The sequence below is a fragment of the Herbidospora yilanensis genome (assembly GCF_001570565.1).
Taxonomy (GTDB): Bacteria; Actinomycetota; Actinomycetes; order Streptosporangiales; family Streptosporangiaceae; genus Herbidospora; species Herbidospora yilanensis.
The window spans coordinates 189,937-216,018 of the sequence record NZ_BBXE01000015.1 but is presented as its reverse complement, the minus strand read 5'-3'; the positions used below and the strand labels follow the sequence as shown (position 1 = coordinate 216,018).

The window sequence follows — 26,082 nt, the reverse complement described above, 5'->3', positions numbered from 1 at the left end:
CGAGGGCCGTGCGAGGGCGTGCTTGTGCCGTCACTCTCACGGCCCGCCATTATGGTGCCGTGACCGAATCCAGATCCCGCAGGCGAATGACGGGCGCGGAACGGCGCGAGCAGCTGATCCAGATCGGTCGCTCCCTCTTCGCGGAGAAGGGCTTCGACGGCACTTCGGTGGAGGAGATCGCCGCACACGCCAGCGTGTCGAAGCCCGTGGTGTACGAGCACTTCGGCGGCAAGGAAGGCATCTACGCCGTGGTCATCGACCGCGAGATGCAACGCCTGCTCGTCCTCGTCACGCAGGCCCTGTCGGCCACCCACGCGCGAGTGAAACTGGAGCGGGCCGCCCTGGCGCTGCTCCAGTACATCGAGGAGAGCAGCGAGGGCTTCCGGATCCTGGTCCGCGACTCCCACGCCGCCTCCGGCACCGGCACCTTCGCCAGCCTGATCAGCGACATCGCCAGCCAGGTGGAAGACGTGCTGGCCGACGAGTTCGCCGGCCGGGGCTACGACCCCAAGACCGCCCCCATGTACGCCCAGATGCTCGTCGGCATGGTCGCACTGACCGGCCAGTGGTGGCTCGACGTGCGCAAACCCAGCCGTGAGGCGGTCGCCGCCCACCTGGTGAACCTGTGCTGGAACGGGCTGAGCGACCTCGACGCGGCCCCGGCGCTGACCAACGCCTCCCGGGGGCTGGTGCTGGCGCCCCCACTGCCCGCCGGCCCGCTGACCGATCCCAAAGAGCTCAGCCGTCAGCGCAAGGAGCAGGAGAGGCTCTGGCGCGAGGCCGAGAAGCAGCGCGAGCGCGAGGCCAAGGAGGCCGAGAAGCTCCGGCGGGAGCAGGAGAAGATCCGCGCCCGCGAGGCGAGGGAGAACGAGAAGCTAGCACGTGCCCGCGAGAGTGAAGGCTGAGACTGGCGATTTCGTTGCGGGGAAGTTAACACGTCGTTCAACAAACTCGGGCATATTCAGGACATGTCCGCCGAAATTTCCGTGCCCATCTCCCCGGAGGAACTCCCCCTCCCTCATGAGCGATTCCTCAACCGAGAGGAGAGCTGGCTCCAGTTCAACGAACGTGTGCTCGAACTCGCTGAGGACGCCCAGCTTCCCCTGCTCGAACGGGTGCGGTTCCTGGCGATCTTCGCGAGCAACCTGGACGAGTTCTTCATGGTGCGGGTCGCGGGCCTGAAACGGCGGATGGCAACGGGACTCCTGCTCAGAGCGCAGAGCGGGCTGAAGCCCAGTGACGAATTGGAGCGCATCAACGGGATCGCCGACGTCCTGGTGCAGCGCCATTCGGCCCTGTTCCACAAGACGATCGTGCCCGAACTGGTGGCCGAGGGCATCGAGATCGTCCGCTGGGCCGACCTCGGGCGCGACGAGCGCACGGTCATGCGGAAGTTGTTCCGGGAGCGCATCCGGCCGGTGCTGACGCCGCTGGCCGTCGACCCGGCCCACCCGTTTCCCAACATCTCGGGGTTGTCGCTCAACCTGGCGGTCACGGTCCGCAACCCCGTCAACGGCAACACGGTCTTCGCACGGGTGAAGGTGCCCCAGCAGCTCCCCCGCTTCGTGAAGGTGGCCAAAGACCGGTTCGTACCCCTTGAGGACGTCATCGCGGCCCACCTCGGCCAGCTCTTCAAGGGCATGGAGATCGTCCAGCACCACGTCTTCCGGGTCACCCGCAACGAGGACCTCGACGTCGACGAGGACGTCACCGAGAACCTGATGCAGGCCCTCGAACGCGAACTGCGCCGTCGCCGGTTCGGCTCGCCGGTGCGCATCGAGGTCGAGGACACGATCACGCCCGAGGTGCTCGACCTGCTGGTCGAGGAGCTGGGCGTACAGGACCACGAGATCTACCGGGTGCCCGGCCCGCTCGACCTGTCGGGGCTGCACACCATCGCCGACCTCGGGCCCACCCACAACCGGGGCGAGCTCAGCTACCGGCCGTTCGTGCCGGCCGAGGTGATCCACGCCGACGACGACATCTTCGCGATGCTGCGGGAGAAGGACATCCTGCTGCACCACCCCTACGACAGCTTCTCCACCAGCGTGCAGCGGTTCATCGAGCACGCCGCGGCCGACCCGCAGGTGCTGGCGATCAAGCAGACGCTCTACCGGACCAGCGGCAACTCCCCGATCGTGGACGCCCTCATCGACGCCGCCGAGGCGGGCAAGCAGGTCGTCGTGGTCGTCGAGATCAAGGCCAGGTTCGACGAGCACGCCAACATCTCGTGGGCCAGGAAACTGGAGAAGGCCGGCTGCCACGTCGTCTACGGCGTGCTGGGCCTGAAGACCCACTGCAAGCTGGCCCTGGTCGTGCGCCAGGAACAGAACGGCGAACTGCGCCGCTACTGCCACATCGGCACCGGCAACTACAACCCGAAGACCGCCCGCATGTACGAGGACTTCGGCCTCCTGACGTCCGACCCGCTCGTCGGCGAGGACGTCACCGACCTGTTCATCCACCTCACCGGCTACTCCAACCACTCGGCCTACCGGCGGCTGCTGGTGGCGCCCCACTCGCTGCGGCACGGCCTGCTGGCCCGCATCGACCGGGAGATCGCCCACCACAAGGCGGGCCGCGCGGCCCGGATCCGGATCAAGACCAACTCGCTCGTCGACGAACCCGTGATCGACGCCCTCTACCGCGCCTCGCAGGCGGGCGTGCCGATCGACCTGTGGGTGCGCGGCATCTGCACGCTGCGGCCCGGCGTACCGGGTTTGTCCGAGACGATCAGGGTCAGAAGCCTTCTTGGGCGCTTCCTGGAGCACTCCCGCATCTACGAGTTCGGCGGCGGACGACGGCCCGAGATGTGGATCGGCAGCGCCGACCTGATGCGACGCAACCTCGACCGAAGGGTGGAGGCCCTGGTGAAGGTGACCGGAGCACAACACCGGTCCTACATCGCCGACCTGCTCGACCGCGCGTTCTCCGACGGGACGGACACATGGTGGCTCACCTCAGATGGCCGTTGGCTTCGCCAAAATGGCGGCGCCGATCTACAACAACACCTCATCGGCACACGACGCTGGCGGACCGTGGACGACGGCAAATGACCGACGTGATCCACGCCGCCGGCGCCGTGATCTGGCGCGGCGACGAGGCCTCCCCCGAGGTCGCGGTCGTGCACCGGCCCAAGTACGACGACTGGTCGTTCCCGAAGGGCAAACTCAAGTCGGGCGAGCACGTCATCACCGGCGCGCTGCGCGAGGTCCGGGAGGAGACCGGCCTGTCGGTCGTGCTGGGCCGCTCGCTGCCGCCCGTCCACTACCTGAAGGACGGCCGCCTCAAGCGGGTCGACTACTGGGCCGCGCGGGTCAGCGGGAAAAACGACCTGACGGCGGTCGACGAGGTCGACGAGGTCGTCTGGATGTCTCTCGGCGAGGCCCGCGACCGGCTCACCTACGAGTGGGACGCGGGCCTGCTGCGGGCACTGACAGCGGCCCCACTGGCGACGGTGCCGCTGATCCTGGTCAGGCACGGCCTGGCGGGCAACCGCCCGGAGTGGAAGGGCCACGACGACCGGCGTCCGCTCGACGCTCTCGGCCTGGCCCAGGCCGAGACACTCGCCGAGGCCCTGGCCGCCTACGCGCCGCGGCACCTGGTCAGCTCCCCCAGCCGCAGGTGCACCCAGACCCTCAAGCCCTACGCGACCGCCTCGGGCCTGCCGATCCGCAAGGAGAAGCTGCTCTCCGAGCCCGGCTACGACCCGAAGGACACCCTCCGGCTGGTCCGCAAACTGACCGAACCGACCGCGGTCTGCAGCCACGGCAAGGTCCTCCCCGACCTGCTCGACGCCCTCTCCGACGGGCGCATCGGCGACACTCACCTACGAAAGGGCGGTTTCGCCGTCCTCCACCACGCAGAGGGCGAACTGGTCAGCGTCGACCGCTACGTCACGTAAATTTTTTCCACAACTTGGGGAAGCGGTCGCGGGCGCGGTCGGCGGCGGCGCGCTCCAGGCCGGCCAGCACGCCGTAGGTGAAGGTGTCCTCGCCGGCCTCCCGGGCCTTGGCGGCCTCCTTCTCCAGGGTCTCCTGGGCGACCACGCCGTCCTGGTAGAGGCCCAGGGCCTCCTGGATCGCCTCGGCGCGGGCGGCCTCGTCGCCCATGCCGGCCGCCTCGGCGGTGTAGCGGGCGCGCTTGGCCGCCTTGCGCACGTCGTGCATGGCGATCTCGCGCTCGTGCGGGTCGTCGATGGCCTGGGCGGTCGCGTGCCTCCGGAGGACCCGCTTCCACTCCTTGCCCACGATCTTGGCCAGCTCGGGCCCGGCCTCGCGGGTCGCCCGGCCGGTGAAGACGTAGGGCTCGTCGAGCGCGTCGAGCAGGGCGAAGTAGCGCTCCCCGTTCATGGCCTCGCGGGCCCGCTCGTACCCCTCCTGCTCCTGGAGCTTGAGGTCGTCGAGCAGCCGGGCCCGGACCGGGCCGACGATCAGGTGGTCGTCGAGCCCGTCGAGCTCCTTGCCGAAACGAGCCTGGATGACCTCGAGGTCGCGCACCTCGCCGAGCACCGCGCCGAGCCAGCGCAACTCCTCCTGGATCGCGTCCGACTCGGTCACGATCGAGGAGAAGGCCTTGAACGCGCTGCGCATCCGCCGGCACGCCACCCGCGCCTTGTGCACGGCGTCCTCCTCGGCCCGCCGCACCCGGCCGTCCTGCGCGATCAGCGCGTCGGTCTGGCTCCGCAGGTAGGCGAACACCGCGGCGCCGACCGTCCCCTCGGCAGGCGACTTCGGCAGTTTCTGTACGGCTTCGCCCAACAACCGCCCCAGCTTGTTGGCGGAACCGCCTGTGGCAGCCCCCGCCTTGATCACCCGCTTGCCCACCCGCTTCAGCAGCGCCTCGTCACCCTTGACGAGCTCGACCTCGACCTCCCGCCACCGCTCGACGCGCGGGGCGTCGCCGTAGACGGTCCCCTTGACGCGGTCGTCGGCGACCTCGGCGAGCACCTGCTCGTCCCCGTCGAGCAGCCGGGTCACCGACCGCTTCGTGTCGAGTTCGGCGACCGGCACGAGCGCGTGGCCGCGCGTGTAGACGAGCACCTGCGCGGCCAGGTCGGCCGGCACCACCTTGGCGCTGCGGGTGAGCGGTAGCTGGATCTCCTGCCGCACTCCGGCGGCCTTGGGCAGTTTCAGGTGCCAGCCGGGGTCGTCGCCGCCGCGGCGCCGCCGCAGGGTGATGCCGCGAGCGGCGAGCCGCAGATCGGGAGTGTCGAAGTAAACGGCCACGAGCTGGTGGGATTTGGGCCCGGAGATCGCTTCGACGCCTTTCACGCCGAGCAGATCTGGCACCACGAACTCGTCTGGGACATCGAACTTGTCCTCGATCTCGATCGCCACCAGCACCTCCAGGTAAACGTGACACGGCCGAATTGCGGCCATGATGCCACCTGAAGGTGAACAAATCGCCTATTCGATGGCCGCGCCTTCGGCACGGCGGTCCTCGCGCTCATATCCGACGCCTTCCCTCCTCCGCTCTGGTCGCTGCGCTCCCGGCGCTCCGTCAGTCCAGGCGTCGGCGCGCTGCGGCCTGCGATTTCCCCGATCCAGGACACTTGGGCGTGTCTGCGTCCATCACCGATGAATGCCCTTAATACGAATACTGGTGATCATTTGTGTGCCACGGTGAATATGCGGCGGAACTCGAACGGGGTGCCGTAGTCGTGGGGGGGATAGGCCTCGGCGAGCGCACGGCCGGCGTCGGCGAGGAAACGTTCGCGGCGTTCGGGGTTCAGCCGGGTCAGCATGGGCCGCAACGCCGTGCCGGTGACCCATCTGAGCACCGGGTCGTCGCCCTGGAGGACGTGGACGTAGGTGGTCTCCCAGGCGTCCACGATCAGGCCCGCGCCCGCCAGCAACTCCAGATACTCCCCGGCGGAGTCGACCGGGTCGCGCCAGGCGAGGTCGGCCAGCTCGGCGGCCCATTCGGGGCTCCGGCAGAGCTCCCTGACGACCTGGTGGCTGGGCGCGGCGAAGTTGCCCGGCACCTGGAAGGCCAGCCAGCCGCCCTGGTTCAGCTCCCCGGCCCAGTCGAGGAGCAGTTCCCGGTGCTCGGGCACCCACTGGAGCAACGCGTTCGACACGATGACGTCGACCGGCTCGGCCGGACGCCAGTCGCGCACGTCGGCGACCTCGAAGGTGGCGCCCTCGGGGGCCTTGGCGATCATCTCGGGCGAGGAGTCGACCCCGTGAACGCGCGCGTCGGGCCAGCGGACCGCCAGCGACACGGTCAGGTCTCCGGTGCCGCAGCCGAGATCGACGACGTAGCCGGGATCGTCGGCCCTGATCCGCGCGGTGAGCTCATAGAAGGGCCGGGAACGTTCATCGGCGTACCGACCGTAGACGGCCGGATCCCACTGTGTCATTGCCGCGCCTCCGGCGCGGCGGTCCTCGCGCTCATATCCGCTGCCACATTTCTCTCGACATAGAGATACTTGATATCAAGAGAGATGTCTTGACGTCAAGGAAAGCTAGACTCGTCATCCATGAGCTCAGCCGAGGATGAAGTCGACCGGCTCGTCGCGGCCTGGCGGCAGGAGCGCCCCGACCTCGACGTGACGCCGCTCCAGGTGCTGAGCCGCGTGTCGCGGCTGAGCCGTCATCTGGAGCGGGCCAGGCGGGCCGCCTTCGCCGAACACGGGCTGGAGCCCTGGGAGTTCGACGTCCTCACGGCGCTGCGCCGCGCCGGTTCCCCCTACGAGATGAGCCCGGGGGCGCTGCTGCGGGCCACCCTGGTGACGTCCGGGACCATGACCAACCGCATCGACCGGCTGGCCGCCGCCGGACTCGTCACCCGCAACCCCGACCCCGACGACCGGCGCGGCGTGCTGGTGCGACTGACCACCAAAGGGCTCGGACGCGTCGACGCGGCCTTCGCCGACCTGCTCAGGCGGGAGCAGGACCTGCTCGCGGCCCTCGGCCGGCAGCAGCAACAAGATCTTTCCGGGCTCCTGCGCACCCTTCTCGTGCCGTTCGACACCAGCGACTCCGCGTAGTCGTGACGGACTAAGACGGGGTTGACCCTCTTTCCGGTTCCCTTCAGGGCTGTGTGATTTACATCACACGCCAGAGCTGGATCGATCCATGAAGTGACCGATCGGCATGCCCCACGATCAGCGGAAATAACGGAATCTTCACAGGAACCCCACAGGTTTACAGCAACTTTCCACACCCCAACGGCCTCGGCCAGTTGGTCTTTTTGCTTTCACACCCTCATTCCGTCTTATAGCTTCTTGAACGTTCCTTTCCTGACGCATGGGGCGCAAGTGACGTCCCACGACAGACCTGGGAGTTCCACATGAAGCGCACGCTCATTCTGGGCGGTCTGAGCGCGGGGCTGCTTGCCTCCGCGGTCGTGGCCGCTCCGGCGCAGGCTGCTGGCGACGTCGCCTCCGACAGCCTGGCCAGCACCAACCTCGCCGCGCAGCAGGTCGCTGCCTTCTGGTACGGCGAGATGAAGGCCAACCTGATCGGCGCCACGCCCTACAACGTCGAGACTCAGGTCGTCGGCAAGCACGTGTCGACCGGTGGTCCCACCGCCGACACGAAGCCTGGCGTCGTCCCGGCCATCGGTGACGAGAAGAAGACCACCAGCGTCTCGAAGAACGTCAACCTGCCCAAGACCACGGGCAAGGTGTTCTTCATCGGCGCTGACGGCAAGCCGCACTGGTGCACCGGCACCTCGCTCCAGAGCAGCTACAAGAACCTCGTCGCCACCGCTGGTCACTGTGTCTACGACACGGCGTCCAACAAGGCCACCCTCGACAAGTGGGTCTTCATCCCCGGTTACTACCAGGGCAAGACCCCGTGGGGCATCTACGTCGGCAAGCAGGCCTTCACGCACTACGACTTCGACGTCTACGAGGACGGCGACCGCAACTACGCGTTCGTGAACGTGTACAACGGTGTGCTCCCCGTCGCCGGCGGCACCGACGTCGACTGGGTCTCCAAGCCTTACCCCACCAAGGCCCAGGCCGAGAAGGCCAAGGCTGAGCTGGAGGCGAAGAAGGAGACCGGCTACTCCAAGCTCGAGATCATCGAGTACCTGGACCACTGGAAGGTCGTTCCGGTCGGTACCCCGGAGAGCAAGAAGGTCGACGTCGACTGGGACGCCTTCAAGAAGGCGAACTGGCCGAAGCAGGGTCTCGACCCCAAGGCGCCCGCCAACAGCTACAAGGCCGGCACCGGCGTGGTCGACGCCTTCATCACCCAGAACGAGTTCCGCGCGCCGGCTGGCACGCAGAACGACGGCGACAGCTACTGGCTGAACGACAAGACCTTCGTCTTCTCGTACAAGATCGGCAACACCTGGAAGTACGTCAAGCGGACCTTCTGGGTCAACTACGACCTCGACTACAAGGTCAAGGGCATCGTTCTGTCCATCGGCCTCAAGGACGTCGGTCGCCTCGGTGACAACGTCGGTGGCCAGGGTCTGGCGTACAACCAGAAGGTCGGCCAGTCGGTCTACGTCTTCGGCTACCCGAGCGGGAAGCACCCGGACGGCAACCACGCCTTCACCGGCCACACCCTGAAGTGGACCTACGGCAAGACGTTCGCGGCGAAGGCCTCGGACATCAAGGCCGAGGAGATCATCGGGGTCAAGTCGTCCTTCACGGGCGAGGGCTCGCTGGGCTCGTCGTGGCTGTCGCAGTACAAGAGCGCCCGTCGCCTCGGCTACCTGAACGGCGTGACCATCGGTGTCGCTGACACCGACGGCAACAAGCGCTACGACACCTCGGTTTCCCCGTACTTCGACGGTGAGACCTTCGGCGTCTACAAGGTGGCGGCGGCTCTCTGGTCCGGCAAGATCGTCTGATCTTCCAACCACGTAGTGCTGAGATGACTCGGTTGGTGCCCCAAGTCATCTGAAGCAAAAAGAAGGAGCCCGGTCGGCCAACCGGGCTCCTTCTCATTTGTGGCGCTATTCGCCGATGCGCTCCGCGAGCTCCATCCATTCGAGCTCGGTGGCCTCCTTCTGGGCCCCGAGGTCGCGCAGCTCGGCGTCGAGCTTGCCGAGCTTCTCGAAGTCGCTGGCCGCCTCGGCCATCTGGGCGTGCACCTTCGCCTCACGCTCGGAGAGCTTGTCGAGCTGCCGCTCCAGCCGGCTCAGCTCCTTCTGGAGCTCCCGCAGCTCCTTCTGGGAGACCTTCTTCTCGGCCGGAGCCTCCGCGGCTGCCACGGGCTCCGCCGACGCGGCACGGGCCGACACCGCGGTTCCGGCGGCGCGGCGCTCCAGGTATTCGTCCACACCGCCCGGCAACATCGACAACCGGCCATCGCCGAGCAGCGCGACCGTGCGGTCGGAGACGCGCTCCAGGAAGTAGCGGTCGTGGCTGACCACGACGAGGGTGCCGGGCCAGCCGTCGAGCAGGTCTTCGAGCTCGGTCAGCGTCTCGATGTCGAGGTCGTTGGTCGGCTCGTCGAGCAGCAGGACGTTGGGTTCGTCCATGATGAGCCGCAGGAGCTGGAGCCGCCGCCGCTCGCCGCCCGACAGGTCGCCGACCACCTTCCACTGCGCCTCGCCCTTGAAGCCGAGGCGTTCGAGCAGCTGGGAGGCGGTCCATTCCTTCTTGCCGACGGTGATGTACTTGCGGACCTCCTCGACCGTCTCCAGCACGCGCCGGGTCGGGTCGAGCTCGGCGAGCTCCTGCGACAGGTGGGCCAGCTTGACCGTGCGGCCCTGGACCAGCCTGCCCTCGTCGGGTGTGACCGTGCCCGACAGCAGGCGGAGCACCGTCGACTTGCCCGAGCCGTTGACGCCGATCAGGCCGATGCGGTCGCCGGGGCCGAACTGCCAGGTGCAGTGGTCGAGCACCAGCGGGCCCGTGTTCGGGCCGCCCGCGTGGAGGGTGACGTTCTCCAGGTCGTACACGGTCTTGCCGAGGCGCGCGGTCGCGAACCTGAGCAGTTCGACGGTCTCCCGGGCCGGCGGCACGTCGGCGATCAGCGCCTCGGCGGCGTTGATGCGGAACTTCGGCTTGGACGTGCGGGCGGGCGGGCCGCGCCGCAACCAGGCGATCTCCTTGCGCATGAGGTTCTGCCGCCGGTCTTCGGCCGCCTGGGCGATGCGCGCCCGTTCGGCCTTGGCCAGCACATAGGCGGCGTAGCCGCCCTCGTAGCGTTCGACGGTGCCGTCGACGACCTCCCAGGTGCGGGTCGAGACGGCGTCGAGGAACCAGCGGTCGTGGGTGACCACCAGGAGGGCCGACTTGCGCGCCGACAGGTGGCCGGCCAGCCAGGCGATGGCCTCGATGTCGAGGTGGTTGGTGGGCTCGTCGAGCACGATCAGGTCGTGGTCGCCGATGAGCAGTTTCGCCAGCGCGGTCCGGCGGCGTTCGCCACCGGACAGGGCGCCCGCGTGGGCCGACAGGTCGAGGTCGCCGAGCAGGTTGGCGAGGATCTCGCGGACCTGCGCGTCGCCGGCCCACTCGTGTTCGGCCTGCTCGCCGAGCACGATGTCGCGGATCGGCGCGTTCGGGTCGAAGAGGTCGCGCTGGGCGAGCACCCCTACGCGCAGGTTGCGCGTGTGGGTGACCCGCCCGCTGTCGGGGGTGAGCTCACCGGCGATGATCGAGACGAGGGTGGTCTTGCCGCCACCGTTGCGCCCGACGACACCGATGCGCTCGCCCGCTTCGACCCCGAGCGACACCCCGGTGAGCAGCGCCTTCGGGCCGAAGGCATGGGAGACGGATTCGAGATTGACCAGATTCATCGCCTGCCAAGCCTATCTAGACGATCGCGGCTCCCGGCACCGGTCCGGAGGCGATGACGGCCTGGCGGCAACTGGTGAGCGCGACGGCGAGTTCCCGCGCGTGCATCTCGTCGGCGGCCAGGAACGCGCACGTCGGCCCGGACCCCGACACGAGCGCGCCGAGCGCGCCCAGCTCGCGGCCCTCGTCGAGGGTGCGGTGGAGGGAGCGGCGCAACATGATGGCGGCGGGCTGGAGGTCGTTGACGAGCGCGGCCCCGAGGGCCGCGGCGTCGCCGTCGGCCAGCGCCCTGGTCAGCGGGTCGCTCAAAATCGGCCAGGCGGCCTGCTCGCCGGTGGCCTCCCTGATGCGGTCGCACTCGCCGTAGACCTGCGGCGTCGACAGCCCGCCGTCGGCCAGCGCGAACACCCAGTGGAAGGTGCCCGAAGTCTCCATCGGCGTCAGGACCTCGCCCTTGCCGACGCCGACGGCGGTGCCGCCGAGCAGCGCGAACGGCACGTCGCTGCCGAGCGTGCCGCCGATCTCCATCAGTTCCTCACGCGTCCTGCCGAGCTTCCAGAGGGCGTTGCACGCGACGAGCGCGGCGGCGGCGTCGGCGCTGCCCCCGGCCATGCCGCCCGCGATCGGGATGGTCTTCTTGATCTCCAGCCGGACGCCCCTGCCGGGCGCGAGCGCGTGGGCGGCCCGGACGGCCAGGTTGTCGGCCCCGAGCGGCACGTCGGCGTGGTCGCAGACGACCTCGACCCGGTCTGACTCCGCCGCGGTGACCTCGTCGAACAGGGAGACGGCCTGGAAGACGTTGACGAGGTCGTGGAAGCCGTCGTCGCGCAGCGGGCCGACGGAGAGCTGAAGATTGACCTTGGCGGGCACACGCACGGTAATCACGTGACGGGAGCCTAGCGGCGGTGTTCGGCGATTCGGGCGAAGTCGGCCACGTCGAGCTGCTCGCCCCGGGCCTGCGGGTCGACGCCCGCCTTCACGAGCGCCTCCTCGGCCAGCGCCGGGGAGCCCGCCCAGCCCGCCAGGGCGGCGCGCAGGGTCTTGCGCCGCTGGGCGAACGCGGCGTCGATCGCGGCGAACACCTCTTTCCTGGTGGCGGTGGTGGCCGGGGGCTCACGGCGGACCAGGGAGACCAGGCCCGAGTCGACGTTGGGGGCCGGCCAGAAGACGTTGCGCCCGACCGGGCCCGCGCGGCGGACGTCGGCGTACCAGGCGGCCTTGACCGACGGCACGCCGTAGACCCGGGAGCCGGGCCGGGCGGCCAGCCGGTCGGCGACCTCCGACTGCACCATCACCAGGCCCCGGCGCAGCCCGGGCAGGATCTCCAGCAGGTGCAGGACAACCGGGACCGACACGTTGTAGGGCAGGTTGGCGACCAGCGCGGTCGGCCGGGCCGACAGGTCGTCCGGAGTGATGCGCAAGGCGTCGGCCTGGACGACCCTCAGCCGGTCGGCGTAGTCAGGAAGCATGACCGTGACCGTCTCGGGGAGCTGTCCCGCCAGCACCGGATCGATCTCGACCGCGACGACCTCGGCGACCTCCGACAACAACGCCAGCGTCAGCGACCCCAGCCCCGGGCCGACCTCGATGACCACGTCGTCGGGCGACACCTCGGCGACTCTGACGATCTTGCGGACGGTGCCGCCGTCGATCACGAAGTTCTGCCCGAGCTTCTTGGTGGGCCGGATGTTCAACTTCTCCGCAAGCGTGCGCACCTCAACGGGCCCGAGCAGACTCATGCAACCAGTGTCGGGCATGCGAACGCGTCGATTTACCTGTTCGCGACCCCCGCGGGCAATCCATGCTGGCGATCGCTTCGAAGTGTTCACGAACCTGCACAGGCCGTAGGAGAGCCCCCAGATGGAACCGACCGGCGCCGAGCCGCTCCGCCCCGACGATCCCGCCACGATCGGGACCTACCGGCTTCTGGGCCGCCTGGGCGAGGGCGGCATGGGCACGGTCTACCTGGCCGTGGCCGACGGCCGTCTGGTGGCCCTCAAGGTGGTCCGCTCCCAACTGGCCGACGACGCCTTCGCGGCCCGCTTCCACGGCGAGGTCGAGAACGCGCGCAAGGTGGCGTCGTTCTGCACCGCCCAGGTGCTCGACAACGGGAACACCCCCGACGGGCGGCCCTACATGGTGACCGAGTACATCGCCGGAACCCCGCTCAACCGGCAGATCGTCCAAGAGGGCCCGCTTGAGCCGGGACCGCTCCACGGTGTGGCCCTGGGCGTGGCGGCGGCGCTGGCGGCCATCCACGTGGCGGGCCTGGTGCACCGCGACCTGAAACCGGCCAACGTGATCCTGTCCCTGTCGGGGCCCCGCGTGATCGACTTCGGCATCGCCCGGGCCCTGGACGCCTCCCACGACTTCACCCAGGCCGGGGAGCTCCTCGGCAGCCCCGGCTGGTGGGCGCCGGAACAGGTGCGCGGCGAGCCGGTCAGCCCGTGGACCGACGTCTTCGCCTGGGGCTGCCTGGTGGCCTACGCGGGCACCGGCCGTCACCCCTACGGCCAGGGCAACATGGTGACCCTGGCGGCCCGCGTCCTGAACGGCCGCCCCGACCTGGGCGCGCTGCCCGAGCCGTTGAACGAGCTGGTCCGCCTGGCGACCGACCCCGACCCGACCCGCCGCCCGACCGCCCAGGACCTGCTGATCGCCCTGGTCGGCGGCGCCCTGCCGGCGGTCTCGGCCCGCGACCCGGAGGTCCGGCGGGCCGAGCCGCTGATGCCGGTGGAGGAACTCAACCGGACCCTCCAGCAGAGCCTCCCCGAACCCGCCGACGAGATCCCGGCTTCCGGCGAGCGGATCGACCGCACCGCCGAACCGGTCACCGTGGTCGCCTCAAGCGGCCCCGACACCTCCACGGGACCACCGATGAGACCACCACGGTCGCGTTCGGACCGGTGGCTCGTCGCGGCCGTGGTGATCTTCGTGGCGTTCGTGGTCAGCGTCGGGGTGCTGGTCGTGTCGGGGGACAACGAGCCGCGCACCGCCGTGCAGATCGCCGCGCGGGAGGCCGCCGGCGGCGACGTCGCCAAGCGGATCAGCGTCGGCGCGGGGTTCGGGGTGGACCTGGTCATCACCAGGGATCCACGGTGCGGGCTCCCCGACTACGAAGGGGTCACGGCCTCGCAGGGGGCGTTCTGCGTGATCCCGTGGAGCATGGTCAACACCGGCGGCGAGCTGGTCGCGATCAACGCCACGCCGGTGCTGCTCGACACCTCGGGCACGGCCTACCGGGCCCATCGCCTCTCCACGCCGCTGCCGAGCGGGCTGCGGCCCGGCGGGCGCTCCGACGGCAGGCTCGTGTTCGACCTCCCCGGCGACCGCGTTCCCGCCCGGCTCCAGTTCGGCGGCGGCCTGGAGGTGGCTCTGTGACCCGGCTGCTCACCGCTCTCCTGCTCGGGTCGGCGCTCGTCCCTTCCGGTACGGCCTCCGCCGCCCCCTGCCCCGCCGCGACCCACGCCGTCGGCGACCCCTTCGCCGAGACCGTGACCTTCGGCGGCCAGACCCTCAGACCCCCGGGCGGCGAGAGCGGCACCGGCTTCGGCTGGGCCGTGGCCACCGCCCACATCGACGGCGACCGCTGCCTCGACGTCGTCGTGGGCGCCCCCTATGCCGGCGCCGACGACGAGGGCGCGGTCTACGTGTTCTCAGCGGGCGGCGTGCGGACCCTGACCGCACGGGACCCGCAGAAGGACGCCCACTTCGGCTGGTCGCTGGCGGCGGCCGACCTGCCGGCCGGCTGGGTGCTGGCGGTCGGCGAACCCCACGCCGACGACCCGCTGACCGACGCCGGGGCGGTACACCTGTTCTCCCCTCGGGGGCGGACGCGGCTCAACCAGGAGTCCGACGGCGTGATCGGCAACGGCGAGGTCGGCGACATGTGGGGCTGGTCGCTGGCCTTCCACGGCGACCCCGCCCGGCCCGACCTGGCCGTCGGCGTGCCCTACGAGGACAACGACGGCACGGGGGTCCAGGTCGCCAGCGGCATCGTCGACGCCGGGACGGTCGTCGTCGTCAAGGACGTGTTGTCGGGGGCGCCGTACACGACCAGGAAGTGGGACCTCGGCCAGGCCACCGAGGAGGTGCCCGAAGAGGCGGGCAACCGCTTCGGCTGGACGTTGGCGGCCACCCGGATCGGCGGCACCTCCTACCTGGCCGCGAGCGCCCCGCTCGCCGGGCCGCGCGACGCCGGCATGGTCCAGCTCTGGGCCGGCCTCGCCCCCGTCAAGGCGATCACCGTGCCCGGCACGACGGGCCTCGGCTGGTCGCTGGCGTTCACCGGCGACGGGAGGCTCGCCATGGGCCACCCCTATACGAAGGGAGCGACGGGGGGCGTGCACACCAGCACCGTCGACGGGACCGTGGCCCCGCTGCCGGTCCCGCCCCAGCCGGGCCAGCGTTACGGCTGGTCACTGGCGGCCGACGGGGCAGCCGGACTGCTGATCGGCGCGCCCGACCGCGACGGCGTCGGCGCGGTCTACACCTCGGCGGCCACCCCCGCCCCGGCGGGAGCGGTCGACTACGGCCATGCCGTCGGCTGAACGGTCAGAGGCGGTCGCCGCAGTCCGGCCAGGCGCGTTTCCAGTCGCCCGCCAGCCGCTGGTAGAGGAGCTGCGCCCGGTAGGTCTGCTCGGCCTCCGGCCAGTCGACCGGCCGCTTCTCGCCGCCGACCGCGCGCCACATCTTCAGCCCGAACCCGTAGAGCCCTCCCGGCGCCGACTTGGCGTCGTTCCCCGACACGCATCGCGCCAGCGCGTCCCAGTTCAGCGCGGCCACGTCGGCCGAGATCGGGATCGTGTGGGGCGGCAGGCCGGGGGTCACCCGGATCACCGTGTCCTCCGGCGGGAACGTCGACAGGCCGGGCGACACCTTGTCGCCCTCGCCGAGTTCGATGTTCGACTCCTTCAGCACCTCTTCGACCGTCCGGCCGATCGTCGTGGTCTCGATGCGCATGCTGCCGGCCACGATCGTCACCTTGCGCTGGGAGCGCGCGTCGAGCTCGAACCCCTCGACCGGGATCTGCCGCAGCCGGGTCGTCGAGAGCTGCAGCTTGTTGGGGTTCATCTTGAGCTCTAGGAGAGCGTCCTGGACGTTGAGCGCCGTGGTCAGATGGGTGCTGGAGGTCCCGTCGAGGTTCAGCGTCAGCGGGCGGGCGTGCCTGACCACGATCGTCATGTCGTCGCCGATCTCGGCCGACGGCGGGGGCGAGACCATGTCGCCCGTCTCGTAGGGCACCCCCGCGGCCTTCAACGCGCCGCGCACGTCGGCCGCGAACGAACGGTGGGTGGTCAGCTTGCCGTCGACGTCGAGGGTGATCTCGCGGGCCAGCCCGACCCCGATGACCACCCCGACCGACACCCCCAGCGCGGCGGCGCACAACACGGCCAGCCACGGACGGACCAGCGCCCTCAACCGGGACGGCGTCTCAGCGGGTTTCTCGACCGGGTGTTCCCAGCCCGACAGTTGGCTGCCCGTGTCGCGCGCGGGGCTCTCCAACGTCGGGGAATACACGGATGCGTCCTTCCGGAAGCGCCATGGTCAACTCACACCGTACCGTGACACCGCATTACCAATCACCGAAAACGCGCGGACCGTTCGCGTTAATGATCTCCGCGAGCGCCTCGGGTGCCGTGTCCTTCACCTCCGCGAGGCAGCGCAGCGTCAGCGGGATCAGGTAGGGCGCGTTGGGCTTGCCCCGGTGGGGCGTCGGCGGCAGATAGGGCGCGTCGGTCTCGACCAGGATCAGCTCCGCCGGCGCGACCTTCGCGGCCTCGCGCAGGTAGGCGGCGTTCTTGTAGGTGACCGGGCCCGAGAACGACAGGTAGTAGCCCGCCTTGACGCAGCGCTCGGCCATCTCGGCGTCGCCCGAATAGCTGTGGAAGACCACCACGTCGGGGGCGCCCACCTCGTCGAGCACGTCGAGGACCGCGTCGTGGGCGTCGCGGTCGTGGATCACCAGCACCTTCCCGGTGCGCTTGGCGATCTCGATGTGCGCCCGGAACGAGGCGTGCTGGTCGTCCTTGGACGCCCAGTCGCGGAAGAAGTCGAGGCCGGTCTCGCCGACCGCCCGCACGTGCGGAAGCCGGGCCAGTTCCTCGATGCGGTCGAGCACCTCCGGAGTCGCCGCGTGGGCCTCGTTGGGGTGGATCGCCACACCCGCGTAGACGCCCTCGTGGTCGCGGGCGATCTCGGCGCCCCACTCGGAGGAGCGCAGGTCGTAGCCGATCGTCACCAGGCGCGTCACCCCGACGGACCTGGCCTCGTCGACGATGCGGTCGACGCTCGCCCCGGCCGCCTGCGCGGCCAGGGCGACGGGGTCGCCTGACGACGCCTTGCGCTCCCCGACCATGATGTCGAGGTGGCAGTGGCTGTCGAACACCTCGGCGCCGAGCGCCTCGGGGAGCGGGACGGACATCAGCTTTCCAGTCTGGCCAGTTCTTCGTCGACGATCTTCGCGTCGAGCTTGGCGAACAGCGGCTTCGGCGGGGCCAGCGGGGTCCCCGACTGGATCGGCCGGTGCTCCCACTGCGCCGCGCCCTCATAGGAGCCGGTGATGACCGGGTAGGAGCGCCCGCCCGGCTCGTCGACCTCGCGGATCTCCGGCATGCCGGACCAGACGCCCTGGCCGCCGAGCATCTCGTGGATCTTGTTGGAGGAGTTCGGCAGGAACGGGGTGAGCAGCGTCTTCGCGTCGTCGACGACCTGGAGCGCCACGTGGAGGATGCTGCCCTGGCGCACCGGGTCGTCCTTGATCTTCCAGGGCTCCTGCTCGGCCAGGTAGCGGTTGGCGTCGCGCACCACGTCGAACGCCTCGGTGACCGCGTTCTTGAACCGCGACCGCCCGAGTTCGGCCCCGACCGCCGGGAAGGCCGCCTTCGACCGCTGGAGCAGCGCCCGGTCGGCGTCGGTCAGGTCGACCGCGTCGGGGATCTTGCCGAAGTTCTTGGACGCCATCGAGATCGACCGGTTGACCAGGTTGCCCCAGGCCGCGACGAGCTCGCCGTTGTTGCGGTTGAGGAACTCCGACCAGGTGAAGTCGGTGTCCTGGTTCTCGGGCCCGGCCACCGCGATGTAGTAGCGCAGCGCGTCGGCCGAATAGCGCTCCAGGAAGTCGCGGACGTAGATCACGACCGACCGCGAGGAGGAGAACTTGCGCCCCTCCATGGTCAGGAACTCGCTCGACACCACCTCGGAGGGCAGGTCGAGCCGCCCCAGCGACCCGGCCGCACCACCCCGGGCGCCCTCTCCGTTGTAGCCGAGCAGCATCGCCGGCCAGATCTCGGAGTGGAAGACGATGTTGTCCTTGCCCATGAAGTAGTAACCCCGGGCGTCGGGGTTCTGCCACCACGCCCGCCACGCGTCGGGGTCGCCCGACCGGCGGGCCCACTCGACCGAGGCGCTCAGATAGCCGATGACCGCGTCGAACCAGACGTAGAGGCGCTTGTCGTTGCGGTCGCTCCAGCCGTCGAGCGGGATCGGCACCCCCCAGTCGAGGTCACGGCTGATCGCGCGCGGCTGCAGGTCGCCCAGCAGGTTGAGCGAGAACTTCAGCACGTTGGGCCGCCACTCGCCCTGCTTGCCCTGCAACCAGGTGCCGAGCGCGTCGGCGAAGGCGGGCAGGTCGAGCATGAAGTGTTCGGTCTCGATGAACTTCGGCGTCTCGCCGTTGATCTTCGACTTCGGGTTGATCAGGTCGATCGGGTCGAGCTGGTTGCCGCAGTTGTCACACTGGTCGCCACGCGCGCCGTCGTAACCGCAGATCGGGCAGGTGCCCTCGATGTAGCGGTCGGGGAGGGTGCGCCCGGTGGACGGGGAGATCGCACCCATCGTGGTCTTCGGGAAGATGTAGCCGTTCTTGTGCAGCCCGAGGAAGATCTCCTGGGCGACGGCGTAGTGGTTGAGCGTGGTCGTGCGGGTGAACAGGTCGTAGGAGAGGCCGAGGGCCGTCAGGTCTTCGGCGATGATCCGGTTGTAGCGGTCGGCGAGCTCCCGGGCCGAGAGGCCCTCCTTGTCGGCCTGCACCTGGATCGGCGTGCCGTGCTCGTCGGTGCCGGAGACCATCAGCACCTTGTTGCCCGCCATCCGCTGGTAGCGGCTGAAGACGTCGGACGGCACGCCGAACCCGGAGACGTGCCCGATGTGGCGTGGCCCGTTGGCATAGGGCCACGCGACGGCGGTCAAGATGTGCTGAGACATGCCTCCAAGCCTAGAGGCATCCGACTACAGGCTTGGCTGCTTATTGACGGCCTCGGCGGCCTCCTCCGCGGCCGAGGCGGCGATGTCGACCGGGGTCTCGCGCGAGCGGCGGATGCCCAGGATCGAGATGAAGAGCGAGGCGAAGATCGTCTGGAAGCTCATGATGAACGCGGTCGCCGACGGCACGACCAGGCGCAGCGACTCGGCCGGGATCAGCTCGCCGAAGCCCTTGCCGCCCCAGTGGGCGAGCGAGGCCACCAGGCCGAGCAGACCGGCGAGGGCCAGCAGGCCGCCGATGATGAGGCCGCGTTCGAGGGTGACGATGTCGATCAGTTTCCTGATGCGCGGCGACTCGGGCAGGAAGCCCTCTTCGGCCGCGTACACCTTGGTGAACAGGGCGAACAGGACCGCTTGGAAGCCGATCACCACCATCGCCGACGCGCCGACGAGGGTGTCGACGTCGAAGGCGAGCTGGCCGATGCGGACCTGGCCGAAGGTCAGGGCGGTGCCGACGACCAGGCCGAAGATCATCAGGGCCAGGCCGGGGATGAAGAACAACCAGCGGGGGCTGTAGAGGAGCAGGAAGCGCAGGTGGCGCCAGCCGTCGCGCCACGAGCGCAGGTGCGGCGGACGGGAGCGGCCGTCGGGCGACAGGGTGGTCGGCACCTCGCGTACGTCGAGGCCCTGGAGGGTGGCCTTGACGACCATCTCGGAGGCGAACTCCATGCCCCCGGTCTGGAGCCCCAGCTTGAGGATGGAGTCGCGGCGGAAACCGCGCAGGCCGCAGTGGAAGTCGCCGATCGCGCTGGGGAAGAACAGACGGCCCACGAACGACAGGACCGGGTTGCCCAGGTAGCGGTGGAGCGGGGGCATGGCGCCGGGGGCGATGCCGCCCTTGAAGCGGTTGCCCATGACGAGTTCGCCGCCCTTGCGCAGCTCCTCGACGAACGGCATCAGGTTGGTGAAGTCATAGGAGTCGTCGGCGTCGCCCATGATCACGTATTTGCCGCGGGCGGCGCGGATGCCGCCGATGAGGGCGTTGCCGTAGCCCTTCTGGTCGATGTGCACGACCCGGGCGCCGGCGTCACGGGCGAGCTGCTGCGAGCCGTCGGTGCTGCCGTTGTCGGCGATCACCACCTCGCCGTCGATCCCGTTCTCGCGCATGCAGGCCAGGGCCTTCGTTACGCACACCTCCACGGTCTCCGCCTCGTTGAGGCACGGCATGACCACTGTCAGTTCCACGTTCGTTACCCCTGCCGTTTACACCTGTGATCACCGGTCAGTAATCAGACCATGATGCCGTCTGCCCCAAGGGGGGCGGGTCAAGTCCCGAAAACCCCTGGCATTCTGTAACCATGGTCGCGGTCGCGGAACCCGCCGTCACAGGCGCCCCCCAGGTCACCTGGAAGGAGCGTCTCGTCGTCACGCTGCGCAATCATCGCTGGTTCGCCGCCGCGCTCGCGGCCGGCGCGCTTCTGCGGCTCGTCACGATGCTCGGCTTCGGCCCGGCGATGTGGTTCAACGACTCCTACGACTACGTGTCGGTCGCGCTCCACCCGAGGCCCCACCCGATCAGGCCTGATGGCTACGCCTTCTGGCTCCTGCTGCTCCGACCCTTTCACAGCTTCAGCCTCGTTGTCCTCACGCAACACCTGATGGGCCTGGCGACGGCCGGGCTGATCTACGCGCTGCTGGTCAAAAGGTTCGCCATGGCCGGGTGGGCGGCCACCCTGGCCACCCTGCCGGTGCTGTTCGACGCCTACCAGATCCAGCTCGAACAGCTCATCATGAGCGACGCCATGTTCACCCTGCTGGTCACCGGGGTGATCGTGCTGGTGCTCTGGCACCGGTCGATGACCTGGAAGGTCGGCGCGGCCGTCGGCGGGCTGCTCGCGCTGACCGCGCTGACCCGCAGCATCGGGCTGCCGATCCTGGCCCTCGTGGTGGCGTTCATGCTGATCAAGCGGGTCGGCTGGAAGCCCGTCGCGGCCATGCTGGTCGCGTGCGTGATCCCGGTCATCGGCTACATGGGCTGGTTCAAGGCGGTCAACGGCCCTTTCGCGATGACCCAGAGCGACGGCGTGATCCTCTACATGCGCACCGCCCTGTTCGCCGACTGCGACAAGATGGGCCTCGACCCGCGTGAAGACCTCGACCTGGCGCTGCTGTGCATCAACACGCCGGTGGCCGAGCGCGAGAAGTCGGCGCAGGCCTATCTCTGGTGGGACAACGAGAACCAGCTCCACGTCTTCGGCGCGGGCCGCAAGTTCGACGCCGAGACCAACCAGATCGCCAGCGAGTTCGCCAAACGCGCGATCATGGCCCAGCCGCTCGACTACCTGGCCGCCATCGCCAAAGACTTCTTCCGCGCCTTCCAGTGGGGCCGCCCGGTCTTCCCCGACAACAAGACCTTCGGCCTCTACGAGTTCAGCAACAACACCACCACGAAGCTCCCCCAGTGGAGCTCCTACCGGGGCACGACCCACGGCGACGCCACGCGCTACGAGAACGGCGAGGCCGCGACGGTCAAGGTCGCCCCGTTCTCGACGTTCATGATGAGCTACCAGTCGGTGGCGCGGCTGCCGGGCACGATCCTCGGCCTGCTGCTGCTGGCCGGGCTGGTCGGCGTGGTGCAGCGCTGGCGCACCCTGGGCGGGCCGGTGCTGCTGCCGTTCCTGGGGGCGGCCGGCCTGGTGCTGGCCCCGGCGGCCACGGCCGAGTTCGACTACCGCTACCTGCTCCCGGCCGTCCCGCTGGCCTGCCTGGCGGCGGCGATCGCGTTGCGGCACGTGCGGATCAACCGGAAGCACGCGGGGGAGCCGTCGGCGGCCGAGCCGGTCGTGTCCTGAGTCGGGTCCTAGCTGGAGTGCACCGCGTTGTAGAGGTCCCGCTTCGACACGCCCGCGTCGCGGGCGACGTCGCTGATCGCCTGCTTGCGGGTCACCCCGGTCGCCTCCAGGCGGGCCACCTCGCCGAGCAGGTCGTCGACGGAGACCTCTCGGGGCGCCGCCCCGGCCACCACGATCGTGATCTCGCCCTTGGCCTCGGGCGCCCACGCGGCGAGTTCGGCGAGCGTGCCGCGCCGCACCTCTTCATAGGTCTTGGTCAGCTCCCGGCACACCGCGGCGGGCCGGTCGGCGCCGAACGCCTCGGCCATGGCCAGCAGTGAGGCCTCCAGCCGGTGGGGCGCCTCGAAGAACACCATGGTGCGCTCCTCGCCGGCGAGCTTCTCCAGCCGGCGTCCACGATCACCGGCCTTGCGGGGCGGGAACCCCTCGAAGCAGAACCGGTCGCTGGGCAGTCCCGAGACGGCCAGGGCGGTGGTGACGGCCGACGGACCGGCGAGCGCGGTCACCCGCACCCCGGCCTCGACCGCGAGCCGGGTCAGCCGGTAGCCGGGGTCGGACACGCCCGGCATGCCGGCGTCGGTGATGACCAGCACCTTCTGCCCGTCGAGCAGGTGGCCGAGCAGTTCGCGGGCGCGGGCGGCCTCGTTCTGGTCGTAGTAGGAGACGATCCGGCCGGTGATCTCCGCTTCGAGGTCGCCGGCCAGGCGGCGCAGCCGCCGGGTGTCCTCGGCGGCGATCACGTCGGCGCTCTCCAGGGCGGCCCGCAGCCGTGGTGAGGCGTCGCCCGGCTGCCCGATGGGGGCCCCGGCCAGCACGAGAGTTCCGTAGTCCGTCACCCCCTCAGTATGAAAGCTTCAGGAAGTCGTGCCGCGCGGGTCTATTGGCCGCGCCTGCGGCGCGGCGGTCCTCGCGCTCATGTCCGACGCCTTCCCTCCTCCGCTCTGGTCGCTGCGCTCCCGGCGCTCCGTCAGTCCAGGCGTCGGCGCGCTGCGGCGTTCCGCGTCTCCGCCGTACCCTCGCATCCGGCGTCTTTCCTCCTCCGCTCTGGTCGCCGCCCTGCCGACTTCCTCAGTCCGGGCGTCGGCGCGCTGCGGCGTTCCGCTCTCCGGCGTGCCCTCGCATCCGGCGTCTTGTCTTCTCCGGTCTGGTCGCCGTGGTGGCGGTGCTCCGTCAGTTCGGGCGGCGGGGTCAGGAATCGGGGTGTACGTCGTGTTCGTGACGGCGTGTCGCCAGTAGTGTGTCGCCGTGGCCGTGACAGATTTCACTGACAAGGCGCCCGAACAGCCCGAGCCGAAGGAACAGGTGCTCTCCGTGCGCGAGCGGCTGTTGCCGCCGATGCCGGCCGACGGGCTGTGGGCCTGGCTCGGCCCCGCGCTCCTCGCCCTGTTCGGCGGGTTCCTGCGGTTCGACCGCCTTGAGGTGCCGAAGGCGGTGGTCTTCGACGAGACCTACTACGCCAAAGACGCCTGGTCGACGCTGAAATACGGCGTGGAGACCCAGTTCCTCGACGGCGACGCGGCCAACCAGGCGATGTTGCGCGGCGACGACAACATCTTCAAGGTGTGTCAGAACGTCGTCGACTGCGGCTCCTACGTCGTCCACCCGCCGCTCGGCAAGTGGATGATCGCCCTCGGCGAGTGGATGTTCGGGCTGAACCCGTTCGGCTGGCGGTTCGCCGCCGCGCTGGTCGGCACGATCTCGATCTTCCTGCTGGCCCGCCTGGCCCGGCGGATGACCCGCTCGACCGTCCTGGGCTGCCTGGCCGGGTTCCTGCTGGCGGTCGACGGCCTCCACTTCGTGTTGTCGCGCACCGCCCTGCTCGACATCTTCCTGATGTTCTGGTTGCTGGCCGGGTTCGCCTGCCTGGTCGTCGACCGCGACAAGTCGCGCGAGCGGCTGGCCGACTGGTACGAGAACTCCCCCGTCAGCGATCTGGGCCCCAAGCTGGGCCTGCGCCCGTGGCGGCTGGCCGCCGGGTTGTGCCTGGGCGCGGCGCTGGCCACCAAGTGGACCGGCATCCTGTTCATCGCCGCGTTCGGGATCATGACCGTCCTGTGGGATCTGGGCGCCCGCCGGGCGGTCGGGCTGCGCCGCCCGGTGCTGGCGACGCTGAAGCTCGACGTGCCGCTCGCGTTCGCCTGGGTGGCGATCCTGTCTCTGGTCGTGTACGTCGTCTCGTTCGCCGGCTGGTTCGCGGGTGAACGCGGCTACGGCCGCAACTGGGCCGAGGCCACCACGGGCGGCTGGCAGAACTTCGTGTTCAGCTCGATGCGGTCGTGGATCGACTACCAGACCCAGATCCTGTCGTTCCACACCGGGCTGGAGACCACCCACCCCTACCAGTCGCAGCCGTGGCAGTGGCCGCTGCTCACCCGCCCGGTCGCGTTCTTCTACGAGTCGCCCTCGGGCTGCGGCGCCGACAGTTGCTCGTGGGCGGTGCTCGGCACCGGCACCCCGATCATCTGGTACGCCGGTCTCGCCGCCCTCATCGCCATGATCGCCTGGTACGTCGCCACCCGCGACTGGCGGGCCGGGGCGGTCCTGCTGGGCTACGCGGCGGGCTGGTTGCCCTGGTTCTACTTCGCCTGGGCCGACAACCGCACGATGTTCCTCTTCTACGCCATCCCGATGGTGCCGTTCATGATCTTGGCCATCGTGCTGGCGGCGGGCCTGCTCATCGGCCCGGCCACCGCCCCGTCGCAGCGGCGGCGCGCCGGCGCGATCGCGGTCGGCGTGTTCGCCCTGTTGTCGCTGCTGAACTTCTGGTGGCTCTATCCGGTGTTGTCGGCGGAGCTCCTGCCGTACCAGGACTGGTACGACCGGATGTTGTACAAGAAGGGCTGGATCTGACCTCTGGCGGGGCGGTCCGTATCGTGAGTCACTAGGGGGGTGGTCCCGAGTGTCTCTCGGTCGTCGTCAACGGTGGGTGCCATACGGCAGACTGCGGGTCATGCCCGCACCTGACGTGGCGGCCCTCCTCGCCGAGCTGGAGCGAGCCGAGCCGGATGTCGCCGACTCGGCTCGTGTCGCCGTGGAGTGGCTCACCGGCGGTGAGGCCCTTGAGACGATCAGCCAGCTCGACGTCTGCGAGTTCCTCTGGTACGCCCTCCCGATCAAGGTGACGGGCGACCGCCACGGGATAGCCCGCGCCCTCGGGCGCCTGTTCGAGCTGGGCGGCATGGAGCGATATGCCGCCCTCTGCGACTCGCCCACCACCACCCGGATCCTGCGCGTCTACGCCCGCGAGGGCGAGGAGGCCGGCACCGCCGCCTACCAGGACGCCGTGGAGGCGACCGGAGTCCTCCCTCCCGACGTCCCGGAGCTCAGTTGGAGCTCCATCATGGGTCCGGAGGAACTGGGCGCCCACGTGGCCTGCGCGGCCGCCCTCGAACTGGCTTTGGTGTCGGGCGAGTTGCCGCAGCCCGGCGCGAAGGCGTTCATGAAGGGTCGACTCGACCTCACCCGGCGCTGGCTGACCAGCCCGCGCCCCGAGCTCGGCGGCGACTGCTGGCTCCACCGCGTCCACGGCGAGCGCCTCAACCGGTGGGTGCTCGGCCGCGGCCGGGCCCGCCGGGAGCTCGCGCAGCCGTTCGAGGTGCGGCTGCACGCGCCCGTCCCGGCGCCCGAGGAGCCCCATCTGGCGTCGTTGTGGTGGCTGCTCGACTGGGCCGAGACCGGCGGGGTGCCGCTGACCCAGAAGTTCAACGTCGCCCGCGCCCTGGTGGTCGAGTCGGTCGAGTTGTTCGGCTGGGACACGCTGACCTCGGGCACCGTCCGGGGCGAGGCCGACGTGCCGACCCTGACGATGCTGCGCGAGATCATGATGAGCGAGTTGAAGGCGGTCCGGCGGACCGGCCGCAAGCTCGTGCTGACCTCGGCGGGCCGCAAGCTGGCCGACAACCCCGACGTTCTCTGGACGGCCGTCACGGCGACCCTGCTCACCCCGGCCAAGGGCGAACACGACTTCGAGGTGTCCATCCGCGAATCGGCGCTGATGCTGCTGGCCGACGGGGCGGCGTACAGCTATCCCGACCTGTGCGAGAGCGTCGCCGAGGTGGTCAACGGCGAGGGCTGGCGCTCGGCGGCGGGCGCCCAGGTGAGCGCCCGCGACCTGGGCGGCCCGATGGGCGAGTTCCAGCGCCGCCTCGACGCGCTCGACCTGCGCGTGTCGTGTGACTGGCGGTCGACCTGGCAGCTCACCCCGGTGGGGCAGGCGGCGGCATTGTCGGCGCTGCGCACCCAGGCCCTGCGGCCCCGGCGGTACGCGGGGCTCGGCTGAAATAGGAGCCTGACCCCGCGCAGCGGATGCGGGGGGTCGGG

20 protein-coding genes are annotated in these 26,082 nt (G+C 69.8%); 10 read left to right on the top strand and 10 right to left on the bottom strand.

The window, feature by feature from the left end:
• Positions 1–59: 59 nt before the first annotated feature.
• The 3 genes from AW273_RS07280 to AW273_RS07270 all read left to right on the top strand — a co-directional run bounded on the left by AW273_RS07280 (position 60) and on the right by AW273_RS07270 (position 3,904).
• Entirely contained in the window at positions 60–905 is an 846-nt protein-coding gene (locus AW273_RS07280; RefSeq protein ID WP_232327141.1) for a TetR/AcrR family transcriptional regulator, read from the top strand.
• A 63-nt stretch (positions 906–968) separates the two neighbouring features.
• Complete coding sequence (locus AW273_RS07275) at positions 969–3,056, top strand: RNA degradosome polyphosphate kinase (RefSeq protein WP_062346520.1); 2,088 nt, start codon at positions 969–971, stop codon at positions 3,054–3,056.
• On the top strand, positions 3,053–3,904 hold the full coding sequence (locus AW273_RS07270) for an NUDIX hydrolase (RefSeq protein ID WP_062346519.1): 852 nt from the start codon (positions 3,053–3,055) through the stop codon (positions 3,902–3,904). Before AW273_RS07275 ends, AW273_RS07270 begins: the two co-directional genes overlap by 4 nt.
• On the opposite strand, the gene AW273_RS07265 is transcribed toward AW273_RS07270, so the two are convergent.
• Together AW273_RS07265 and AW273_RS07260 are read right to left on the bottom strand one after the other, a co-directional pair.
• A complete protein-coding gene (locus AW273_RS07265) occupies positions 3,897–5,381 on the bottom strand; it encodes a CYTH and CHAD domain-containing protein (RefSeq protein WP_063909866.1) in 1,485 nt (494 codons plus the stop codon). The genes AW273_RS07270 and AW273_RS07265 overlap by 8 nt on opposite strands.
• A gap of 227 nt (positions 5,382–5,608) precedes the next feature.
• The gene (locus AW273_RS07260) at positions 5,609–6,364 is read right to left on the bottom strand and encodes a trans-aconitate 2-methyltransferase (RefSeq protein ID WP_062346515.1); all 756 of its coding nucleotides are present in this window, start codon (positions 6,362–6,364) and stop codon (positions 5,609–5,611) included.
• 120 nt (positions 6,365–6,484) lie between these two features.
• On the opposite strand from AW273_RS07260, the gene AW273_RS07255 reads away from it, so the two are divergent.
• Together AW273_RS07255 and AW273_RS07250 are read left to right on the top strand one after the other, a co-directional pair.
• A complete protein-coding gene (locus AW273_RS07255) occupies positions 6,485–6,994 on the top strand; it encodes a MarR family winged helix-turn-helix transcriptional regulator (protein ID WP_062346513.1) in 510 nt (169 codons plus the stop codon).
• A gap of 302 nt (positions 6,995–7,296) precedes the next feature.
• Positions 7,297–8,814 carry a trypsin-like serine peptidase gene (locus AW273_RS07250; protein ID WP_062346511.1) on the top strand — a complete coding sequence of 506 codons (1,518 nt, stop codon included), beginning with the start codon at positions 7,297–7,299 and terminating at the stop codon, positions 8,812–8,814.
• A gap of 105 nt (positions 8,815–8,919) precedes the next feature.
• Here the strand turns inward: AW273_RS07250 and AW273_RS07245 are convergent, their stop codons facing one another.
• From AW273_RS07245 to rsmA, 3 genes are read right to left on the bottom strand one after another with little or no spacing between them, the layout of a single operon-like run.
• Positions 8,920–10,710 (bottom strand): ABC-F family ATP-binding cassette domain-containing protein, encoded by a 1,791-nt coding sequence (locus tag AW273_RS07245; RefSeq protein WP_062346509.1) that lies wholly within the window; start codon positions 10,708–10,710, stop codon positions 8,920–8,922.
• A 16-nt stretch (positions 10,711–10,726) separates the two neighbouring features.
• Positions 10,727–11,590 carry a 4-(cytidine 5'-diphospho)-2-C-methyl-D-erythritol kinase gene (locus tag AW273_RS07240; protein ID WP_062346777.1) on the bottom strand — a complete coding sequence of 288 codons (864 nt, stop codon included), beginning with the start codon at positions 11,588–11,590 and terminating at the stop codon, positions 10,727–10,729.
• Positions 11,591–11,604: 14 nt separating this feature from the next.
• Positions 11,605–12,447 carry a 16S rRNA (adenine(1518)-N(6)/adenine(1519)-N(6))-dimethyltransferase RsmA gene (gene rsmA, locus AW273_RS07235; protein WP_157555621.1) on the bottom strand — a complete coding sequence of 281 codons (843 nt, stop codon included), beginning with the start codon at positions 12,445–12,447 and terminating at the stop codon, positions 11,605–11,607.
• A gap of 121 nt (positions 12,448–12,568) precedes the next feature.
• Between rsmA and AW273_RS07230 the strand changes: the two genes are divergently transcribed.
• Together AW273_RS07230 and AW273_RS07225 are read left to right on the top strand one after the other, a co-directional pair.
• Positions 12,569–14,089: a serine/threonine-protein kinase gene (locus tag AW273_RS07230; RefSeq protein ID WP_062346506.1), complete on the top strand. Its 1,521-nt coding sequence runs from the start codon at positions 12,569–12,571 to the stop codon at positions 14,087–14,089.
• Complete coding sequence (locus AW273_RS07225; protein ID WP_062346504.1) at positions 14,086–15,258, top strand: FG-GAP repeat protein; 1,173 nt, start codon at positions 14,086–14,088, stop codon at positions 15,256–15,258. The genes AW273_RS07230 and AW273_RS07225 overlap by 4 nt, the downstream gene beginning before the upstream one ends.
• A 4-nt stretch (positions 15,259–15,262) precedes the next feature.
• Here AW273_RS07225 and AW273_RS07220 read toward each other — a convergent pair whose 3' ends face one another.
• Genes AW273_RS07220 through AW273_RS07205 form a run of 4 tightly spaced genes read right to left on the bottom strand, consistent with a single transcriptional unit; the run spans position 15,263 to position 20,155 of the window.
• A complete protein-coding gene (locus AW273_RS07220; protein WP_083949569.1) occupies positions 15,263–16,228 on the bottom strand; it encodes a resuscitation-promoting factor in 966 nt (321 codons plus the stop codon).
• A 55-nt stretch (positions 16,229–16,283) separates the two neighbouring features.
• Positions 16,284–17,132 carry a TatD family hydrolase gene (locus AW273_RS07215; protein WP_062346500.1) on the bottom strand — a complete coding sequence of 283 codons (849 nt, stop codon included), beginning with the start codon at positions 17,130–17,132 and terminating at the stop codon, positions 16,284–16,286.
• Complete coding sequence (metG, locus tag AW273_RS07210) at positions 17,132–18,913, bottom strand: methionine--tRNA ligase (RefSeq protein ID WP_062346498.1); 1,782 nt, start codon at positions 18,911–18,913, stop codon at positions 17,132–17,134. The genes AW273_RS07215 and metG overlap by 1 nt, the downstream gene beginning before the upstream one ends.
• Before the next feature lie 24 nt (positions 18,914–18,937).
• Positions 18,938–20,155, bottom strand: a complete 1,218-nt coding sequence (locus AW273_RS07205; protein ID WP_063909865.1) for a glycosyltransferase family 2 protein — start codon at positions 20,153–20,155, stop codon at positions 18,938–18,940.
• Positions 20,156–20,268: 113 nt separating this feature from the next.
• On the opposite strand from AW273_RS07205, the gene AW273_RS07200 reads away from it, so the two are divergent.
• The gene (locus AW273_RS07200; protein WP_062346496.1) at positions 20,269–21,762 is read left to right on the top strand and encodes a hypothetical protein; all 1,494 of its coding nucleotides are present in this window, start codon (positions 20,269–20,271) and stop codon (positions 21,760–21,762) included.
• Positions 21,763–21,770: 8 nt separating this feature from the next.
• Here the strand turns inward: AW273_RS07200 and rsmI are convergent, their stop codons facing one another.
• Entirely contained in the window at positions 21,771–22,598 is an 828-nt protein-coding gene (gene rsmI / locus AW273_RS07195) for a 16S rRNA (cytidine(1402)-2'-O)-methyltransferase (protein WP_062346495.1), read from the bottom strand.
• A gap of 409 nt (positions 22,599–23,007) precedes the next feature.
• Between rsmI and AW273_RS07190 the strand changes: the two genes are divergently transcribed.
• Together AW273_RS07190 and AW273_RS07185 are read left to right on the top strand one after the other, a co-directional pair.
• Complete coding sequence (locus AW273_RS07190) at positions 23,008–24,612, top strand: dolichyl-phosphate-mannose--protein mannosyltransferase (RefSeq protein ID WP_062346493.1); 1,605 nt, start codon at positions 23,008–23,010, stop codon at positions 24,610–24,612.
• A gap of 100 nt (positions 24,613–24,712) precedes the next feature.
• Entirely contained in the window at positions 24,713–26,041 is a 1,329-nt protein-coding gene (locus AW273_RS07185; protein ID WP_062346773.1) for a hypothetical protein, read from the top strand.
• Positions 26,042–26,082 lie beyond the last annotated feature (41 nt).